This is a genomic window from Streptomyces sp. NPDC000941 (assembly GCF_053599555.1).
Genome location: NZ_JBSFMM010000013.1, coordinates 1 through 19,331 on the forward strand (window position 1 = coordinate 1; position 19,331 = coordinate 19,331).

At 72.7% G+C, this 19,331-nt stretch carries 12 protein-coding genes; 10 read left to right on the top strand and 2 right to left on the bottom strand.

Going from position 1 to position 19,331, the window contains the following annotated elements; all coding sequences use genetic code 11:
* Positions 1–99: 99 nt before the first annotated feature.
* Entirely contained in the window at positions 100–1,764 is a 1,665-nt protein-coding gene (locus tag ACWDSL_RS07240) for an urease accessory protein UreH domain-containing protein (protein WP_450482585.1), read from the top strand.
* Between the two features lie 114 nt (positions 1,765–1,878).
* Here ACWDSL_RS07240 and ACWDSL_RS07245 read toward each other — a convergent pair whose 3' ends face one another.
* Positions 1,879–2,691, bottom strand: coding sequence for an SGNH/GDSL hydrolase family protein (locus tag ACWDSL_RS07245; protein WP_450482587.1), 813 nt, complete (start codon positions 2,689–2,691; stop codon positions 1,879–1,881).
* A gap of 381 nt (positions 2,692–3,072) precedes the next feature.
* On the opposite strand from ACWDSL_RS07245, the gene ACWDSL_RS07250 reads away from it, so the two are divergent.
* From ACWDSL_RS07250 to ACWDSL_RS07285, 8 genes are all read left to right on the top strand, one after another.
* A complete protein-coding gene (locus tag ACWDSL_RS07250) occupies positions 3,073–3,576 on the top strand; it encodes a hypothetical protein (RefSeq protein ID WP_450482589.1) in 504 nt (167 codons plus the stop codon).
* 18 nt (positions 3,577–3,594) lie between these two features.
* Positions 3,595–4,689: a GNAT family N-acetyltransferase gene (locus ACWDSL_RS07255; protein WP_450482591.1), complete on the top strand. Its 1,095-nt coding sequence runs from the start codon at positions 3,595–3,597 to the stop codon at positions 4,687–4,689.
* A gap of 390 nt (positions 4,690–5,079) precedes the next feature.
* Positions 5,080–5,904, top strand: a complete 825-nt coding sequence (locus tag ACWDSL_RS07260; RefSeq protein ID WP_450482593.1) for a glycosyltransferase family 2 protein — start codon at positions 5,080–5,082, stop codon at positions 5,902–5,904.
* A gap of 32 nt (positions 5,905–5,936) precedes the next feature.
* The gene (locus tag ACWDSL_RS07265; RefSeq protein ID WP_450482704.1) at positions 5,937–7,016 is read left to right on the top strand and encodes a glycosyltransferase family 2 protein; all 1,080 of its coding nucleotides are present in this window, start codon (positions 5,937–5,939) and stop codon (positions 7,014–7,016) included.
* Positions 7,013–7,171: a hypothetical protein gene (locus ACWDSL_RS07270; RefSeq protein ID WP_450482595.1), complete on the top strand. Its 159-nt coding sequence runs from the start codon at positions 7,013–7,015 to the stop codon at positions 7,169–7,171. Before ACWDSL_RS07265 ends, ACWDSL_RS07270 begins: the two co-directional genes overlap by 4 nt.
* Positions 7,168–7,965, top strand: coding sequence for a polysaccharide deacetylase family protein (locus ACWDSL_RS07275; RefSeq protein WP_450482597.1), 798 nt, complete (start codon positions 7,168–7,170; stop codon positions 7,963–7,965). Before ACWDSL_RS07270 ends, ACWDSL_RS07275 begins: the two co-directional genes overlap by 4 nt.
* A gap of 4 nt (positions 7,966–7,969) precedes the next feature.
* Positions 7,970–11,701, top strand: a complete 3,732-nt coding sequence (locus ACWDSL_RS07280; RefSeq protein WP_450482599.1) for a lipopolysaccharide biosynthesis protein — start codon at positions 7,970–7,972, stop codon at positions 11,699–11,701.
* Between the two features lie 88 nt (positions 11,702–11,789).
* A complete protein-coding gene (locus ACWDSL_RS07285) occupies positions 11,790–16,568 on the top strand; it encodes a DNA-binding protein (RefSeq protein ID WP_450482601.1) in 4,779 nt (1,592 codons plus the stop codon).
* 57 nt (positions 16,569–16,625) lie between these two features.
* Here the strand turns inward: ACWDSL_RS07285 and ACWDSL_RS07290 are convergent, their stop codons facing one another.
* Positions 16,626–18,011, bottom strand: coding sequence for a xylan 1,4-beta-xylosidase (locus ACWDSL_RS07290; RefSeq protein ID WP_450482603.1), 1,386 nt, complete (start codon positions 18,009–18,011; stop codon positions 16,626–16,628).
* A 199-nt stretch (positions 18,012–18,210) separates the two neighbouring features.
* Between ACWDSL_RS07290 and ACWDSL_RS07295 the strand changes: the two genes are divergently transcribed.
* On the top strand, positions 18,211–19,308 hold the full coding sequence (locus tag ACWDSL_RS07295) for a DUF5925 domain-containing protein (protein ID WP_450482706.1): 1,098 nt from the start codon (positions 18,211–18,213) through the stop codon (positions 19,306–19,308).
* The last annotated feature ends 23 nt before the right edge of the window (positions 19,309–19,331 follow it).

The window sequence follows — 19,331 nt, forward strand, 5'->3', positions numbered from 1 at the left end:
CTCACCCCCGCGCGGCGGAGCCGGGCCGGGGAGGGGCCGAAGGCCCCGCCCGCACCCACACCCGTACCGACCCATCCGCACTGCAGGAGGTACCCGTCCATGAACCGGCTGATCCGGCGCGCCCGCCGCATCGGCGCCGCCGCGTCCGTGCTCTTCGGGGCGGCCGCCATCGTGGTGTTGCCCGCCGGGGCCGCCGAGGCGCATCCGCTCGGGAACTTCACCGTCAACCGCTACGACGGGCTGGTCGTCGCGCCGAGCGAGCTACGGGTCGACCATGTGGAAGACCTCGCCGAGATCCCGGCCGCGCAGGCGAAGCCGCGGATCGACAAGGACGGCGACGACAAGCTCTCCCGCCCCGAGCTGGCCGCCTGGGCCGACCGGCGCTGTGCGAGCGCGGCGCGGGACGCGCGGCTGACGGTGCGGGGGCGGTCGGTGTCCGTACGGAGCGAGGGCGCGCAGGCGCGCTCGCGGGCCGGGCAGGCCGGTCTGCCGACGCTGCGCGTCGAGTGCCGGCTGACCGCCGCGCTGCCGCGCGACGGGCACGCCTCGCTCGCGTACCGTCCTGCGGACATCGGCACGGGGCCCGGCTGGCGCGAGATGACCGCGCGGGGAGACCGTATGACGCTCGCGGCCTCCGACGTGCCCACGTCCTCCGCGTCCCGGCGGCTGACCCGCTATCCGCAGGACCAGCTGTCCTCCCCGTCCGACGAGCGGACCGCCGCGCTGCGCACCGCGCCGGGCGGGCCCGCGCTCGCCAAGTCGGCGGACGAACAGTCCGAGCCGCCCGGCAGCTCCGTACTGCCGCGTGGCGTGGACCGCTGGACGCAGGCGCTCACCAACCTGGTGGCGCGGCACGACATCACGCCCTTCTTCGCCGTGACCGCGTTCGCCACCGCCATGCTGCTCGGCGCGATGCACGCGCTCGCGCCCGGCCACGGCAAGACGCTGATGGCGGCGGCCGCGGCGGCGGGCGGGCGCAGTGCGATGCGCGATGTGCTGGCGCTGGGCGCGTCGGTGACGATCACCCACACCCTCGGGGTGTTCGCGCTGGGCCTGTTGGTCACGGCGGGCTCGGCGGCCGCGCCGTCGGTGATCGCGTGGCTGGGCATCGCGAGCGGGGTGCTCGTGACGCTGGCCGGGGCGGGGCTGCTGCGCAAGGCGCTGCGGCGGCGCGCTCCCGCACACCATCACCATCACGACAAGCACGAACACGAGCACGGTCACGACCACGGCCCCGAACACAGCCACGGGCACGAACACGCCCGCGCGAGCGACCACAGCCACGGGCACGAGCCCGCACACGAGCATGCGCCTGAGCACAGCCACACGCACGAACACGAAAAGGAACACGAGCACGCCCACGTCCACTCCCACGGCGGCTTCACCCACTCCCACCCCCTCCCCTCCGGCCGCCTCACCCTGCGCGGCACCCTCCTCCTCGGCTTCGCCGGCGGGCTGGTGCCCAGCCCGTCCGCCGTGGTCGTCCTCGTAGGGGCGGCCGCGCTCGGGCAGGCATGGTTCGGGTTTCTGCTGGTGCTGGCGTACGGCGCGGGGCTCGCGCTCACGCTCACGCTGGCCGGGATCGCGGTGGTGCGCCTGGGGCGGCGGGCCACGGAGCGGCTGGCGGCCCGGGCGAGTGACGGTGGCCGCGGTCAGCGGGTGCTGCGTCTGCTGCATCGCGCCTCGCCCGTGGGCACGGCGGCGGTGGTGCTGGCGCTGGGCTGCGGGCTGGTGCTCAGGGGGGCCGCAACCACGCTGGGCTGACGTCGTATCGACAAATACACAAGCCGTCGAGGCGGTATACGAGGAGGCCCCGGACGACCGTCCGGGGCCTCCCGCTCGTACATGGCGGCGAAGCAAAAAGCTTGAAAGAGCTGATCAGATCCCGTCAGCCGTGTTCAGGACGGGCAGGTAGCCGCCGGACTGGCCCGCGGCGGTCGGGTGGTAGGACTCGTCGATGGGCCAGGTGACGCTGTGCAGCCACTCGCTCCCGGAGCAGATCTCGTGGCCGGTGAACGGGGTGGCCACGTCACCGAAGACAAAGCCGTGGGCGGAGGCGCGGCCCTTGGTGACGGAGTTCAGGTAGTCCGAGGCGTTGTTGATCGCGGTGCGCTCGCTCTCGGTGAGCCCCGCGATGCAGTCGCCGTTGAGCTTGTAGAAGCGCGGGTAGCCGAGGACGACGACACGGGCGGACGGCGCCTTGGCCCGGATCGCGTCGTAGACCTGGTCCAGCTTGCCGGGCAGGGTGTTCTGGGCGTAGCTGCGGGCGTTGGCGACCGCGCTGAGGCAGTTGTCCTCGCCGGGCAGCACACAGGTGGTCATGACGTCGGCGAAGCCGGCGTCATTGCCGCCGATGCTGATGCTGACCAGGCCGGTGCCGGAGTTCAGCGGGCCGAGCTGGTTGCTGAGGACATCGCCGGTCTTGGCGCCGGAGCAGGCCGTGAAGTTGAAGCTCGAGGGGGCGTGCGCGGCGGCCCAGAGCTTGGGGTATGCCTTGGTGCTGCGCTTGCAGCTGCCACTCGCGGAGTCGTAGCTGCCGGAGCCGACGCCGGATGAGTAGGAGTCACCGAGCGCCACATAGGCGGGCCCGGCGGCGCTCTCCGCGGCCTGAGCCGCGCCGGCCCCGGCGAGGGCGAGCACCACACCGACGACGAATGCGCTTGCGGTGGCCGTGAGTCTGGACAGTTTCATTCAGTCTCCCTTAGCAGGATTGCTGCCGATGCTGTTGCGGCACGACCGCCCCGAAAGGGGGCAATCGTGTTCGAAACCGTCTGTCACACCGCCGCGTCGTTGCATCAAGCGCCTCGGCGTGACATGGCTATGTCATCCCGCCGAAACCAAGGGTCTATGCGTGTAGTTAGGAAAATATTCCGGTCGGGCCGATGAACTTCCCGCGCGGCAGCCCCCCGCGCTGGTCGCGCGCCACCGCGCACGCCGTTGCGCAAGCGGAGCGTAAGGGTCAACTCACGTCTCTGACCCGCCCGTTCGCACATCTGCCGCATCTTGACGGGCTTCCTCCGGCTGCGCGACATTGAAGCCCGGCATCCGGCGCTTCAGGGGGCAAAGTCGCCAATGCAGACCAACAGTGACAAGAGCCCAACAGGTGTGCGATTCCCGTCGGCGCTCGTGGGGGTCACCGTCGGCATCGGAGGGGTCGGTGCCGCGCTCACACTCGCGGGCATCGACTCACCGCTGCGCGCGCCCTTCACTCTCCTCTTCCTGATCACGGCGCCCGCATCGGCCCTGGGGGGCGCGCTGCGCGGGCTGGACGGGGCGGCCCGGGCGGTACTCGCGGGCGTCGGTGCGCTCGCACTGGATCTGCTGGTCGCGCAGGCGATGCTCGCTTCGCATATGTGGTCGGTGCGCGGGGGCGTGGTGGCGGTCGGCGCGGTGAGCCTGGTGCTGTTCCTGTCCGCGGGGCTCCTGTCGGTACGCCAGGCCCGCGCGCGGCGCCGTCGCCACGCAAGGAGCGGCCCCCGTACGACGAGCAGTCCACGTACGACGAGCAGCCCCCGTACGACGAGCAGCCCATGTAGTACGACGAGCAGTCTTCGCGCGACGAGCAGTCAGGGATGAGACGGTCAGGGATGAAACGTGGACATCGGCGTGTATCACCCCGGCGATCTGACGGCCGTCGACCGGGCGGCCTGGACGGCCATGCAGGCGCAGGCGCACCTCCTGGGCGCGCCCGAGCTCGCGAACCCCTTTCTCTCCCCGGAGTTCACGCTGGCCATCGGCCGCTGCAGACGTGGGGTACGGATCGCGGTGGTGCGCGAAGAAGGCGAGCCGGTGGCCTTCTTCCCGTTCCAGCGGACCCGGCTCGGCGTGGGGCGGGCGATCGGCCTGGGCCTTTCGGATTCGCAGGGCCTGATGCACCGGCCCGGGTTCCAGTGGGACGCGCGCGAGTTGCTGCGGGCCTGTGGGCTCGCGGTCTGGGAGTTCGATCACTTAGTGGAGGGGCAGAAGCCCTTCGAGGTGGGGGCCCGGGGCTCCTTTCCCTCCCCCGTGATCGACGTCGAGCAGGGCTTCGAGGCGTATCTGGCCCAGCTCCGCACCCGCTCACCCAAGTTCACCCGCACCACGCTCGCCAAGGAGCGCAAACTGGCCCGGGACGTCGGAGAAGTGCGATACGTCCACGACGAGCGCGATCCGGCCGTACTGCGGACACTGATCGACTGGAAGTCCGCGCAGTACCGCAGGACGGGGCGCAGCGACCGCTTCGCCCACGCCTGGATCACCCGCCTGGTGGAGCAGCTTTTCCATACGCGCGGCGCCTCGTGCGCCGGGCTGCTCTCGGTGCTCTACTGCGGCGGGCGGCCGGTGGCCGCGCATTTCGGGCTGTGTTCGGAGCGCGTACTGGCCTGCTGGTTCCCGGCGTACGACACGGCGTTCGCGAAATACTCGCCCGGGCTGGTGCTGCATCTGCGGATGGCCGAGGGGGCGGCCGCCCAGGGGGTGGCTTATCTCGATCTCGGACGCGGTGAGAAGGAATACAAGAACTCCCTCAAAACACGCGATCTCAGCGTGTCGGAGGGGTGGGTGACGCGCCGCCATCCGATGGCGCTCGGGCACCGGGCGCGGCGTGCGCCGATTCGGGCACTGCGAAATACGGTGCTTTCCCGGCCGGAGCTTTTCGGACCGGCGGACCGACTGCTCAAGCGATTGGGCAGTATCCGGACCAAGAGTTGACGAACGCATTTACCAAAGGGGGTGTTCGGGTGATTACTCTTGCCATGGAACAATCAAGGTAAATACCGTCATAGCCACAGTCACACCCGCATCGGAACCATCACCATGGCGGCTCTAGGGGAGGGCTCGAACGTCGCGATGGATTCCGGGGCGGGACCGCGGTAGGGGGGTGCCGCGCCCGGCTGTCCTGTGTGCGCTTGCGCTGCTCAGGCATGCCGTGACGCGGGCCGCGAGGCAAGTAACACCAGCCAGCTCGCTCGTTCTTGTTCGGCTGTCGATGTCGTCAGGCGGTCATGTCGTCATGGGCGGGTGAGAACCCCCCTTTCGAACCGGATAACCCAACGGACCGCCCGGGGGCGGACGGTCCACCGGACGAGAGGGAAAACATCCATGAGCTCCTCTGTGCACCCGGAAGCACCGAAAGGCGAATCCGCGTCGGAAGGCGAATCCACATCGCAGCGGTATCGCCCGGTGTCCTCTCATCTCGCGATCGCGCCGCCGGTGAGCGTCGTGATTCCGGCCATGAACGAGGCCGAGAACCTTCCGTACGTCTTCAAGACACTGCCCGGCTGGATCCATGAAGTCGTACTCGTGGACGGGAATTCCACGGACGACACGGTCCGGGTGGCCCGCGAGCTGTGGCCGGGGGTGAAGGTCGTACCGCAGCGCGGCAAGGGCAAGGGCGACGCACTCATCACCGGATTCGCCGCCTGCACCGGCGACATCGTGGTGATGGTCGACGCGGACGGCTCGGCAGACGGCGGCGAGATCGTCAGCTATGTGTCCGCGCTGGTCTCCGGGGCGGACTTCGCGAAGGGGTCGCGATTCGCCAACGGCGGTGGCACGGACGATATGACGCCGATCCGCAAGCTCGGCAACCGCGCGCTGACCGCGCTGGTCAACCATAAGTTCGGCGCCCGCTACACCGATCTGTGCTACGGCTACAACGCCTTCTGGCGCCGCTGCCTGGACGAGATCGCGCTGGACTGCGTCGGGTTCGAGGTCGAGACCCTGATGAACATCCGCGTGGTCAAGGCGGGTCTGCGGGTCCAGGAGATCCCCAGCCATGAGTACGAGCGCATTCACGGCGTCAGCAATCTACGGGCCGTGCGCGACGGGTTGCGCGTGCTGAGGGTGATCCTGCGCGAGCGGGGCGCGAGGCGGCGCCGCCACCCCGCGCCGGCGCCGGCGGCGATCCGGGGAGAGCTGTCGTGACCGCGCTCCCCTCCGTCCCGTCGCAGCTCCGGATGTCCGTGGTGATCTGCGTCTACACCGAGGAGCGCTGGGACGACATCGTCGCGGCGGTCGACTCGGTGCGCGGCCAGTCGCTGCCCGCGCACGAGACGCTTCTCGTGGTCGACCACAACCCCGCGCTGCTGCGCCGTCTCGCCGCGTATTACGGCGATGGGGGTGCGGGGGCGGAGGGCCGGGAGAAGGTACAGGTGCGGGTGCTCGCCAACGCGGGCCCCCGCGGCCTGTCCGCGGGCCGCAACACCGGTATCGCGGCCTCCGCCGGCGAGGTGATCGCCTTCCTCGACGACGACGCCGTCGCCGAACGCGACTGGCTGCACCACTTCGCCGCGGCCTACGCCGACCCGGCGGTGCTCGCGGTCGGCGGGCGCACCGTCCCGGTGTGGGCCTCCCGCCGCCGCCCGCCATGGTTCCCGGAGGAGTTCGACTGGGTCGTCGGCTGTACGTACCGGGGGCTGCCGCCCGGCCGGGTCCAGGTGCGCAACGTCCTCGGCGGCAACGCGTCCTTCCGCCGCGAGGCCTTCCAGCTCACGGGCGGCTTCGCGACCGGCATCGGACGGGACGGCGACAAGCGGCCGCTGGGCTGTGAGGAGACCGAGCTGTGCATCCGGCTCACCCGCGCCCGGCCGGACGCGGTGCTGCTCATCGACGACCGCGCCGTGATCCACCACAAGGTCCCACCCGTCCGCGAACGCTTCGCCTACTTCCGTACCCGCGCCTACGCCGAGGGCCTCTCCAAGGCCCTGGTGGCCCGCAGCGTCGGAGCCCAGGCGGGCCTGTCCTCGGAGCGCCGCTACACCACCCGCGTACTGCCTGCGGGCATCGCCCGCGGCCTGCGCGACGCGCTCCTGCGCCGACCGGGCGGCGTGGGCCGCGCGGGCGCGATCGTGGCCGGCGTCGCGGCCGCGGCAAGCGGCTACGTGGTGGGCGCCGCCCGCGCCCGGAGGTCAAGCGGCGCGGGCTTTGCGGTGCCCCCGCTCCCCGGGGCGGAAGCGGGGGCGGGGGCGGTCGGCGCGGCAGCGCGGCAGAACACGCGCGAAGAGCGGTACACAAAGCCCCACGAGGGGGCGACATGACCGGCAGACCGCAAGCCCTCGTACGCCGCGATGCGTTCCCCCACCCCACCCGCTCCGGCCGTCGGCTGCGGCCGACGGCCCGGGTGGGCCTGAGCGCGATGGTGGAGCCGTCGCGCGACGCAGCGCACCCGCGCGCGGCGGGGGGCCGCGTATGAAGGGGCGGGTGCCGATACTGATGTACCACGCCGTGGCACACGCTCCCGCGCGCGCGGCGCGGGGGCTGTCCGTCTCGCCTGGCGCGTTTCACGAGCAGATGGATCTGCTCGGCGCGGGCGGGTTCACGCCGGTCACCTGCGGGCAGTTGGCCGCCGCCTGGCGGGGCGGGGAGGCGCTGCCGGACAGGCCAGTGGTGATCACGTTCGACGACGGTTACGAGGGCGTGCACCGGTATGCCCTCCACGCGCTGGCCTCGCACGGCTTCGCGGCCACGCTGTTCGCCGCGACCGGCTGGTTGCGCGGCCCGTACGACACGGGCGGCGCGCCCGATCTCATGCTCGACTGGGACCAGCTGCGCGCCCTCGCTGCCGCCGGGGTCGAGATCGGCGGGCACAGCCACACCCACCCGCAGCTCGATCAGCTCGACGACGAGCGGCTGTGGTTCGAGATGCTGCGCTGCCGGGAGATCCTCACGGACGAGCTCGGTCGCCCGCCGGCGTCCTTCGCCTACCCCTACGGCTACTCCAGCCCCCGCGTGCGCCGCACGGTGCGCGCGGCCGGGTTCGGGGTGGGGCTCGCGGTGGGCAACGGCCTCGCGGCGCGCCGTCAGGGGCCGTACGCCCTGCGGCGGGTGACGGTGGGCCGTACCACCCGTATCGAGGAGTTCGAGCAGCTGGTCAACGGCCGGTCGCTCGGCCGGTATTTCGCCCGGGACCGGGCGCTCACCAAGGGGTACGCCCTGGTCCGCAGATCACGTCAGGTATCACGTCAGGTGTGGGGGAAGGTGCGCTGAGCCCGTGTCCGATACGACCACCCGGGCCGGAAAGTCCGCCGATCAGGCCGCCGAGCAGCCCACCGAGCAGCCCACCGCGCGGGCAGCGGCCCCCGCGGGGCACACCGGCCCCCGCGGCGACCGCGATCGCAACCAGCTGTTCCGCAACGCCTACGCGCTGATGCTGAACACGGGCGTCTCGGCCGTCCTCGGCCTCGGCTTCTGGCTGGCCGCGGCCCGCTACTACGCGGAGGACGCGGTCGGCCAGGGCTCGGCGGCCATCGCCGCGATGAAGCTTCTCGCGGGGGTCACGGCGGTGACCCTCACCGGGGCGCTGGCCCGCTTCATCCCGGTCGCCGGGCGTACGACCGGGCGGCTGGTCCTGCGTACGTACGCGGGCAGCTCGGTGATCGTCGCGGTGGCGGCCGGGGTCTTCCTGCTGACGCTCGATACGTGGGGGCCCTCGTACCGCTTTCTGCACGGGACCCTCCACGGTCTCGGCTTCATCGCCGCGGTGGTCGGGTGGGCGCTGCTGACCCTCCAGGACGGGGTGCTCACCGGGCTGCGCAGGGCGTTCTGGGTGCCGGTGGGCAACACCGTCTTCTCGGCGGCGAAGCTACTGCTGCTCGTCGCGCCGGCCGTGGCGATCCCGACGGCCGGGGTGTTCGTGTCCTGGGTCGCCTCGATCGCGGTATCCGTGGTGCCGCTGGGCTGGCTGGTGTTCCGGCGGCTGGTGCCCCAACATGTTGACGCGACGCGGGAGACGGCGCGGCCCGCGACCTACCGGGAGATGGGGCGCTTCCTGGCCGGGGACTGCACGGGGTCGCTCTTCTCGCTGGCCGTGGTCTACGCGGTGCCGGTGATCGTCGCCTCGCAGGTCGGCGCTGCCGACAACGCGTACTTCTACATCACCACCACCATCGCCGGTACGACGAACCTGCTCGCCATCAACATGGGCGCCTCGCTGACCGTCGAGGGCTCGCACGACCCGGCCCGGCTCGCGGAGAACTGCCGCGCGGCGCTGCGCCGGATGGCGCGCATCATGGTCCCGGTCTGCCTCGTTCTCTTCGTCTTCGCGCCGCAGATCCTCGGCGTGTTCGGGGACGGGTACGCGCAGGCGGCCGCGCCGCTGCTGCGGTGGTTCGCGGTGGGGGCGGCGCTGCGGGTCGTCATCGAGGTGTACTTCGCGGTGCTGCGCGCGCAGAGCCGCACGTCGGGGCTGGCCTATCTGCAGGGGCTGCTGTGTGTGTCGGTGCTGGGCCTGACGCTGGTGCTGCTGCCGCGGATGGGGCTCACGGGGGCGGGGGTCGCCGAGATCTCCAGCCTGTCGGTGATCGCCGCCATCGCGGCGGTCAAGCTGCGCGGGGTGCTCAGGGCGCGGCCCGTGGGGTCCACGGCGTACGCGGAGCCCGGGGTATCCAGCGGGTACGGCGCGTACGCCGCCCCGCCTCCGCCGCCCGAGCTCGACACCGCGCCCGACGGCGACCTCGCGGATCTCGCCGTCCACGGCGACCGCGGGCCCGCCCCGGGCTACGGCACCCACTGGGCGCGGCGCGCCGCGCTCGACCACGACACGCTGGCGCTCGGCATCCGCATGGGCATGGGACATGCGGCTCCGCCGCACAGCGACCGCCTGCAAGGCGCAGCCCCCGCTCGGGTCGACCCGGCCGGAGGCTCGGCCTGGCACCCCGACGCGCGGCCCCGCTCCGCCGGCCGGCCAGGCACACCAAGCCCGCCAAGGGCCGGCAAGGCCGACGCACCCCGGCGCGGGCGCGTCATGACGTTGGGGCTGTGGCTCATGCTGGGCGTCGCGCTCGCGTGTTATTGGGTGCCGGTGAGCCGGATGGGCGAGGGCGATCTGGACGGCATGGGCGGCCTCGGGCTCATCTCCGTGCTGCCGCGCGCTACGTTGCTCGGGGCGGCGCTGCTGGTGGTCGCGTTTGTCGGTGCGCTGTGGTCGGCGCGGCCGCGGCACGGGCTGCTGGCCGTGGCGCTGGTGGCGACGGTGGTGTCGCTGCACGCCGTGCCCGCCGTGTTGGAGGGCGAGCCGCGGTTTGCGACCGCGTGGCAGCATGTCGGGTTTCTGGACTACATCGGCCGGACCGGCGAGGCGGCCCCGGATCTGGACGCGCGGTGGAGCTGGCCTGGATTCTTCGCGGGAGCGGAGTTCCTGGCGCGGGCCGCGGGTGTTACGGACTTCACCGAGGTGCTGCGCTGGTGGCCGACGGCTCTTCAGCTTCTCTACCTCGCGCCCATGATGGTGCTGCTGCGGTCCCTGCGCGCGAGCTGGCGCGCGAAGTGGACGGCGGCCTGGCTGTTCGCGCTGTGCGGCTGGGTGGGGCAGGACTACTTCTCGCCGCAGGGCTTCACGTATCTCTTCTATCTCCTCTTCGTCGCCGTGCTGCTGGTGTGGTTCCGTGAGCCGCGTGTGCTGCGCGGGAGGTGGTGGCCGGGCGAGGCCGAGGTGGCCGACGCCACGCGCGGGCAGCGCGGTGCGCTGCTGGGGCTGCTGCTCGTGCTGTTCATGGCGTCGGTAGCGGCGCATCAGCTGACGCCGTTCATGATGCTGGGGGTGGTGACGGCGCTGGTGCTGGTGCGGCGGTCGGAGCTGGTCGGGCTGCCGCTGCTGTGCGGGGTGCTGGTGGCGGTGTGGGTCGGGTTCCTGGCCGAGCCGTACTGGTCGGGCCACTTCGACGAGTTGTTCGGCGGGGTCGGCGGGGTGGGCGGCAATGTGTCCTCGTCCGTTTCGGGGCGTATCGAGGGCGGCAGCAGCGTGCACAAGTTGGTGCTCTACACCCGTGTGGCGCTGGCGGGCGGGGTGCTGGCCCTCGCCTGCTGGGGGGTGTTGCGGCGGCGCGCGGCGGGGTTCGCGGAGCGGTCGCTGGTGGTGCTGACGTTCGTACCGTTCCTCGGCTTCGGCATGCAGTCGTACGGCGGGGAAATGGCGCTGCGCGTGTTCATGTTCGCGCTGCCTGGCGCGTGTGCGCTGGGGGCGCTGTCGCTGTTCCCGCGCGTGGTGTCGGCCCGCCGGGGCCTGGGCCCGGTGGCCGCGCTGATGGCGGGGCTCGTGCTCATGTTCGGCTTTCTGGTCGCCCGCTGGGGCAATGAGACGTTCGAGCGGGTGCGGCCGGGCGAGGTCGCGGCGATGGAGTACGTATACGCACACGACAAGCCGACCGTGCGTGTGCTGTGGCTGAGCAACGACACCGTCGACAACGTCACCCCGGCCATGCCCTGGGGGGACCGGGACATGGAGCGGGTGAGCTATCTGCCGACGCTCGCGCCGCGCGACCCGGTCCTCGTCGACGGCCTGGTGGAGGCGTTGCGCGGGGCGGGGCCGAACTCGTATCTGATGGTGGGCCGGGGCCAGTCCGTCTATCTACGGCTCGACTCGGGCTACTCGGCCGGCTGGGAGCGGCGGCTGCTGCGCTCCCTGGACCGGCGGCCCGAGCTGCGCCGGGTGGTGTCGAACGACGACGCGGCGCTGTACGAGCTGACGCGGCGGCCACCCGGACCGGCTCCGCGCCCCGCACCGGGACCCGCCGGGCCGCGGATCACCTGGACACCGTGGTCGGTGCTCGGCGCGCTCGCGGCGGTCGCGCTGATCGCGCTGCTGACGGCGCGTGAGGTGGTGCGGGTGGCGGTCCGGCCGAGTGTGCGGCGGCTGCGGTGGCTGCAGGGCTCGTTCTGGTTCTCACTGCCGCTGCTGGCCGTGCTGCTGGCCTCGCTCGGGCAGCGCTTCTGGACGATGTCCTGACTCAGCACTGTCAGTAGCCGCCTATAGCGTCGCTCTTCCAGTGGCCGGAGCCGGAACATCCGGCCCGGCGCGAGGAGAGGTGCGGCACATGGCCAAAGCGGCCGAGGGATTCCTGGACTGGCTACGGCGGACCCACCCCAAGGACGCGTTACGTGTCCTTGGCGCCGTCCCCGACCTGGACGCGGAGCTGAAGACCGCCCGGCGCCGCGCGTGGAACAAGCCGAAGGCCGCGCTGCGCGCCTACCAGGAGATCGCCGGGAAGCTGGCCGACTCGGCGCCGCACCTCGTGCCCCCGTTCTTCGAGCAGGCCGGCCGGGCGTTCCTCGCCACCGAGCACACGTCGTATGCGGCCCAGATGCTGGCCGCCGCACGTCAGGCGGAGGCGGAGCTCGGGCTGAAGGTCGACGCCGACCACGTCGACGAGGTCTTCCTGGAGTTCGTGGCCGCCGGCGCGCTGCCGGCCAAGGCGATGGCCGACTATTCCAGGGAACTCGGTGGCCGGCTGCCCGCCGACGAGGCGTTCCGCAGGTTCGCGCGGCTGTGTGTGCGCCGTACGGAGGGTGGGCAGGCGCCGTCCGCGCAGATGGCCGGCGCGGTACGACGACTGGCCCGGGCGACCGACGATCCGGCCGCCCGGGAACAGGAGTACCTGGCGCGGATCGTGCAGCAACCCGAGGTGATCAACGCTCCGGCCGGCTGGTGGAGCGCGCACCGCCCGGCCCTGGTGAAGGTGGCCCGGCGCGAATCCGCCGTACGCGCCGCCCTGTTGAACCTCGAGCGCCGCCGGTACGACTGGACGCTGAACCGGGAGCAGAAACGGGCGATGCTCGCCGAACTGCTGAGGGTGCTGGAGGAGTCGGGCGCCACCGCGGGCCTGGTCGATCCCGGGGTGCCGGACGCCGAACGGCCGGCCGACGGCGCCGTCGGATGGCTGAACCGGATCGTGCACGACTGGGGGTACGGCGAGTCGCTGCCGGGTCTTGAGGACCTGGTGCAGCGGATGGCCGGACGGCTGCGCGCCGAGCTCGCCGGGACGGGCGAGGCGATGGCGGTGACGGATGAGCTCGCCGGCCAGATGGGCCTGCTGGACCTGCTGCTGGCTACGGGGGTGCCGGTGGCCGACCCCGTACTCGACCGCCGGCTCAGCCTGGAGAGTTGGGTCCTCCAGGCCGAGGATCGGCGGGACCTGTGTGCCCTGGCCGCCGACCCGCGGTTTGCCGAGCCGTTCCGCAGGATGGCCGACGGGTTCTACAGCGAGACACGCGATCTGCCGGCCCTCCGTGCCCTGGAGGCGACCCCTGGTGGCCGCGCGTTGCTGACCGACTGGATACGCGGACTGGCACACCGGTCGGCGACTTCCCCGCTGCCCGAACTCCCGCTCGCACAACGCCTGTTGACCTGGCTCCCCGCCGACCTCCTCGCCCTGGCCAAGGAGGAGGTCACCGCCGCGACGGCGGTCGACCTCGCCCCGCATCTGGCCCGGACCCTGCGGGGCGGGCTGCTGGGCGAACTGTGCTGGCCGGCCTTCGAGGAGGCGGTGGCCGAGGTCCAGCTGGGCAGTTCGTGGGCCGAGCCCGATATGCAGGACGCCTGGCCGTATCTGATCGTCGCCGGCCCCACCGAGGTGCGGGTGCTCGGCGCGGAGGGCTGCGTACTCCGCCACACCTTGCGGATCCCACCCGAGAACGAGGTCTCGGGCAGGCCCGGGTTCCACTACGTCGACGGGGCGCTGCTGGTTTTCTGGAAGGACTGGAAGGCCGGGAACGGAAGGCTGGTCGGCTACTGGCACACCCCCGGAGCCACCCCCGGGGTCACCACCGATCCCGCCCCCGAAGTCCTGCCGCTGCAGGGCGACCCCGACCAGTACGAGAGGCGCGCCAAGACGATCACCCTGCCCCTGCCCGGCGGCGGACGCACCACCGGCGACACAGAGGCACTGCGCCCCGGATCCACCCGCGTACCGGAAGAGCACGAGGTGATCAGCGACGGCGACGCGTACTGGTTCCTGCACCAGTACCGCCTGCACAGCGCATGGCACCGCTACGCCCCGGACACCGGCGCCCGGGGCGACGCCACCCCGCCCGGCTTCCTGGCCGGCAGCACGGTCGTGGCCAAATACAGCTGGCTGCGACCCGCCCCGGCGGACGAGGCCACCCCGCTCGGGGTACCGGTGGGCGGGCTGCTCGGCTGGCGCGTGACGGAACAGCCCGACGGCTCGCTGCGGGGCGAGGACCTCGCCGGCCGCACCGTGACCATGCCGGCCGGACGGGACGTCCTGTCCCCGAACACCGGCACCCATCCGTTCGCCGCCCTGGCACTCCCGGGCGATGACCGGCTGCGCACCCTGGCGCGGGATTATCTCGGACAGGTCCATCTGATCGACCCGGACGGCACGGTCACCGGGGGCAGGGGCACGCTCGTCCCGGAGAAGACCGTCCTGCCGCCCACGGCGCACTGGCACCAGCTCCGGTACCGCGATCCGGAGGGCTCCGAGGCGCTGCGCCGCATCGACGACGAGACGGCGGCCGCGCTGCTGACGGCCGCACGCGCCGAAGACGGGCAGCTGCCGGCCGCCGTACGGAGGCTGCTCCCCCGGATCGGCGACGACGTGCTGGTGGCCGGGGTCGTCGCCGCCGTACGGTTCACCGCCGGGCGGCAGACCGCGCTGGACGGCGCGCGCGCCGGGCTCGTCGAGGAGCCTGCCGCCCCTCAGCCCACGGACGAGCTGGGAGAGCCGCGTACCGATCCGCGCGACGAGCTGCTCGGCAGCGCGCTCAGCGGCCTCCACCTCAGCAAGTACCAGGAAGTGGCCGGTTTCCGGGGAATCAAGGGGGCGCAGCGCGCTCTTCCGCAACTCCGCGCCCTGCACGACGCCCTGCACCACGCCCTGCCGGAGAGCGACACCGGGCCGGAGAGCGAGGCCGACGCGGCCCCCGGCCCCCGGCTCCATATCGGGGAGGCCGGCCTGCGCCGATCCGGGCTGCGGTGGGACAAGCTGCTGCGCGTGGGCGCCGCGGTGGCGTTCCGGGCCGCCTCGGCGACCACACCGCCCGAGGAACGGGAGGCCCTGCTGCGGCTGCTCACCCTGGTGGACGTCCTGGGGCTGCGCTCGGCACGCACCGGCCACTGGCGCGCGTACGAACTGCACCTCGACGCCGACGTACTGGCCCAGGTCGACGGCAGCGAGTGGGACGACGGCTGGCGCGGGATGCTGCCGCTGGACGGCGGCGCCTTCCTGGCCGTACTGGACGCCGAGGTCCCCCTCCGCGAGCGGCGGGGCGAGTACGGCTGCGACTTCTCCGCGCTGTTCCACGACCCGACCGGCCGGTTCGAGGTGCCCGCCCCGTACACCGTGCGGTCCTTCGAACCGCTCGGGACGGACCGGGAGCCCGGCTGGCTGCGGGCGTTCCTGAACGAGTGGGCCGCGCGTGGCCAGATCACCTGGGAGGCGTCGGCGGCGCAGCGGTTCGCCTCGCTCACCGGGGTCTCGACGGCGCTCGCCCGGCTGCTGGTGGCGGGCCTGCCGGAGGTCGAGAACGGCCGGGACTTCCCTTCCGCCGCGCTCCGCGACCTGCTCCCCCTCAAGGCGGCCGACGCCCAGGTGGCGCGCGAGGAGGTGTGGAGGTTCGCCCCCCGGGGGATCCCCGCCGAGGTGGTCGCGGCGCTGCTCCCCGAGGACCCGGCCCGGCTGTGGACCGAAGGACCGGACGTGGCCGCTGCCGCGGCGGTGTGGAACGAGCGGGTGGGCCGCCGCAGGCCGGTCCCCGACGCGCTGCTCACCGAGGCGGTGCAGGCCATGCCCCGGATACACCTGGGCGTGCGCCAGGAGGCGTGGGAGCCGGGCGCCGCGCTGCACGCGGTGGTGGAGCCGGAGGCCGCCGTGGAGCTGAACCGGGATCTCGGCTGGACCAGGGACCGTTCCCGTCTCGTCCCGACCGATCCGGCGGCCGTCGGGTTCACCGGCGGCGTCCTGGTCCGGGCGATCGCGATGGCGGGTTGGCTGGCGCACCGGCTGCCCGCCGGGGACCCGTTGCGGGCCGCGCTGCCCACCGCGTTGCGCCTGATCCGCGACCGGTTGGCCGCGCCCGGCATGCTGCTGGAGATGGGGCTGAACTTCGGCTTCGGCGCGTTCGTCAAGGCAGCCGGCGCCCCCGACGAGACCCACGAGGGCTGGGTGCGGTACGGCGCGGTCACCTTTGTGGACCTCGACTGGGACGCCGGCGACTACGTCACCGACCCCATCCTGCGCACCGACCTGTTGGACGACCGGGGTGCCGACCCCCACCTGGCGCTCTTGTACGGGCCCGAGACCTGGCCGGACCGGCCGATCCCGATGAAGGAGGCGCTGGACCGCGCCTTCGACCCCGCCTTCGCCGCCCTGCTCGCCGACCCCGGCGACCCCGTCGCCGGACAGCGCGGCCGGGACGGCACCTGGTGGCCACAGGACCCCAGCCGGTCGGTGCCCGATCTGGTCGCCGAGGTCGCCTCGGCGTACGGGCTGGGCGAGGACGCCGCCGCCGTCTATCTGACCCTGCTGGCCATGCCCGATCCGACGGACCAGCACATGGCCCGGTGGACCGGCTGGAAGCCGGCCCGGCTGAAGGCGGCTCGCGCCGAACTGGCCGCCACCGACCTGGTGGTGGAGGCCCGGCGCCCGCGGGCCGGCCGGTCGCTGTTCCTGCCGGGGGGCTGGGAGGCGCTGAAGAGCCCGTTCCGTCCCCTCGAGTCGTGGAAGCTGCCGCTGTTCGGCCTGTCGGAGGGGGCGGACCACCCGGCGCTCGGCGTGATCGTCCCCCATGAGCCCTCGTCGGACCTCTACCGCAGGGCGTGGCGGCGGATGCGGGACGGCGACGACGTCCGACGCTGAGGTCGACGGCGCTGGGGGCCACGGCGCTGGGGGCCACGGCGCTGAGGGCTACGGCCCTCAGCGCTTGAACCAGCGCACGTCGTACCCGTCCATGTCGAACGACCGGCCGTCGATCTGAGCATGGATCGGCCGCTTCAGGGTGTTCACCACCAGCAGCGCGTCGTCGTCCGCGAGGACCACCACATTCGGCCTGTCGTCGGCGGCGATGTCCACGGCCCGGAAGCGGGTGCCGGGCGGGAACTCGCGGGCGAAGCGGCCGAGCAGGTCCATCATCGGCAGCGGGCCGCCGCCGTCCGCCAGCTCGGTGCTGCGCCACAGGCAGCCGGGGCACTTGGCGCCGGTGTCCTGCGGGTTCCAGTAGAGCGCGGCGGCTGTACCGCCCTGGGCCAGCCGGGTCATCCCCGCCGCCTGTACGGCGAGGCGGTGCGGCTCGCTCCAGCCGTCGCGGTCGTCGTCGGCGTCGGGCGGCTCCACGTACCACTCGGCCCACCACACCGGCAGCCGCGTGGTCTCGCGCAGCCAGCGCGTCACATCCGTGAACTTGGCGGTCGCGCCGAACTCGTCCGGCAGCAGCTGATCGCCCTCGCGGGTGTAGCTGGAGCCGTCGACGACGACGAAGTCCGCGCCCGCCTTGTGCCGGTTCCAGTACGTGATCACATCGGCGGAGCGCTGGTCGAGCGAGCCCCAGGGCCCGCTGACCGCCGGGGAGCCGCTGACGCCGTGGGAGTCGCCCGCCGCGCCCGGCGGCTCGCTGTCCGCGACCACGTACGGCCCGCCGACCAGGTTGTGCGCGCTCTGCCTCTTCAGCTCCGCGTAGACCAGGTTGTAGAGCTTGGTGTAGCCCTCGTAGTTCCAGCGATTCCTGCCGTCGTCGTAGAAGCCCTTGAGCTCGTTCCAGACGATGAAGTGGCGCACATCCGGATAGCGCCGGGCGACCTTGCCCGCGAGCTCGGCGAAGTCCGCGTAGTGCTCGGGGGCGGGCGCGGTCTCCAGGGCCTGCTGCGACCAGTCCGTGTCCCCCGGTTTGCCGCCCTTCATCCAGTCGGGGGCGCAGCACAGGGTGAGCACGGGCGTGGCGCCGGTCCTGCGCATGAGGTCGACGCGGCGGTCGAGGTCGGCGAAGTCGTAGCGGCCGGGCGAGGGCTCGGGGTTGCTCGCGCCCCAGCCCATGATGTGCTGGTTCTGCGTCAGCGGCTGTGCGGAGAGCGTCCTCTCCGCCGCGCGCCTGCCCTGCTCGGTGCCGCGGTCGGCGCTGTACTGGGTGTGGGTGAGGCCCCAGCCGGGCGCCGCCGTGACGGGCCGCTCGCGCGTCCGGTCCGCGCCCCGCCGCTCGGCGCCGTCCCCCGGCCGGCCGGCGCAGGTGGTGAGCAGCAGGGCCAAGGCCGCCACACCGATGCCGAGCAGTGCCGCGATCCGCCACCGCCCGCCGCGCGATAACACCATCCGTCCCCCTGTATGACGTCCCGTCTCATGACGCCCCATATCGGGTAAGAGTATCCACGAACGCCCCCATTCGGCGGGCTTCTTCGAGAACAGCTCGGTAAACGCCCCCAAACCCAGGTGCGCGACGGACCCCCGTGCTGAATCATGGCTCGGGTGTGCGCTGACCGCCGCACCGTCCCGCCCGACCAGGAGGCAGGCCCTGCCCACCACACCCCCGGAGCAGTCGCTCCCGATCCGGCTGAACGTCGACGACAGCGACTCCCCGTCCGACGTCGTGGACGCGCTCTTCCTCGGGCGGTTCGCGACCGGCGAGCAGCCGTACGCCCGCAGCCACTCCGTCGACCGGGTCAAGTCCGGTATGACGCTGCTGCCGCCCGCCGCGAAGGTGCTGCGCGCCGCGCGGGACGACGACCGCAGCGCGACCCTCGCCGAGGGCGACGGCTGGACGCTGCTGGTGTCCCGGTGGAACCGGGGCGCGGATGTGACCGTGACGGCCGTCTCGGACGACCTCGCGGAGAAGGTGCTGCGGCAGGCGGTCGACGGCGCGGAGGACGAGCCGGAGCCCCAGCCGGAGAACGTGACGATGGGCTTCTGGTACGTCTCCCCGCGGCGCGGCCCGCACCGCACCACGCGCCAGATCTCCGCCGGGACCTGGGAGGAGATCCGGGGCAACTACACCGCCCCGGTCGCCGAGGCCATGGACGGGCTGATGAAGGTCACCCCGGACGACATCGCGGGCCGGCTCCTGCTGCTGCACGGCCCGCCCGGCACCGGCAAGACCTCCGCGCTGCGCACCCTGGCCCGCTCGTGGCGGGACTGGTGCCAGGTGGACTGCGTACTCGACCCGGAGCGGCTGTTCTCGGACGTCGGCTATCTGATGGACATCGCCATCGGTGAGGACGACGGCTCGGCCAAGGGCCGCTGGCGGCTCCTGCTGCTCGAGGACTGCGACGAACTGATCCGCGGCGAGGCCAAGCACACGGCGGGCCAGGCCCTGTCCCGGCTGCTCAATCTGACGGACGGGCTGCTCGGCCAGGGGCGGAACGTGCTGGTCGGGGTGACCACCAACGAGGACCTGGAGCGGCTGCACCCGGCGGTGGTCCGGCCCGGCCGCTGTCTGGCCAGGATCGAGGTGGGGCGGCTCACCCGCGCGGAGGCCGTCAGCTGGCTGGGCAGCGAGGAGTCCATCGGGCGGGACGGGGCGACGCTGGCCGAGCTGTACGCGCTGCGGCGCGGCACCCGGCCCGCGTCGGTGCCGTCGCAGTCGGCCGACGCGGATGCGGGGCTGTATCTGTAGGGCGTAGAGCGTGGCTGGCCCTG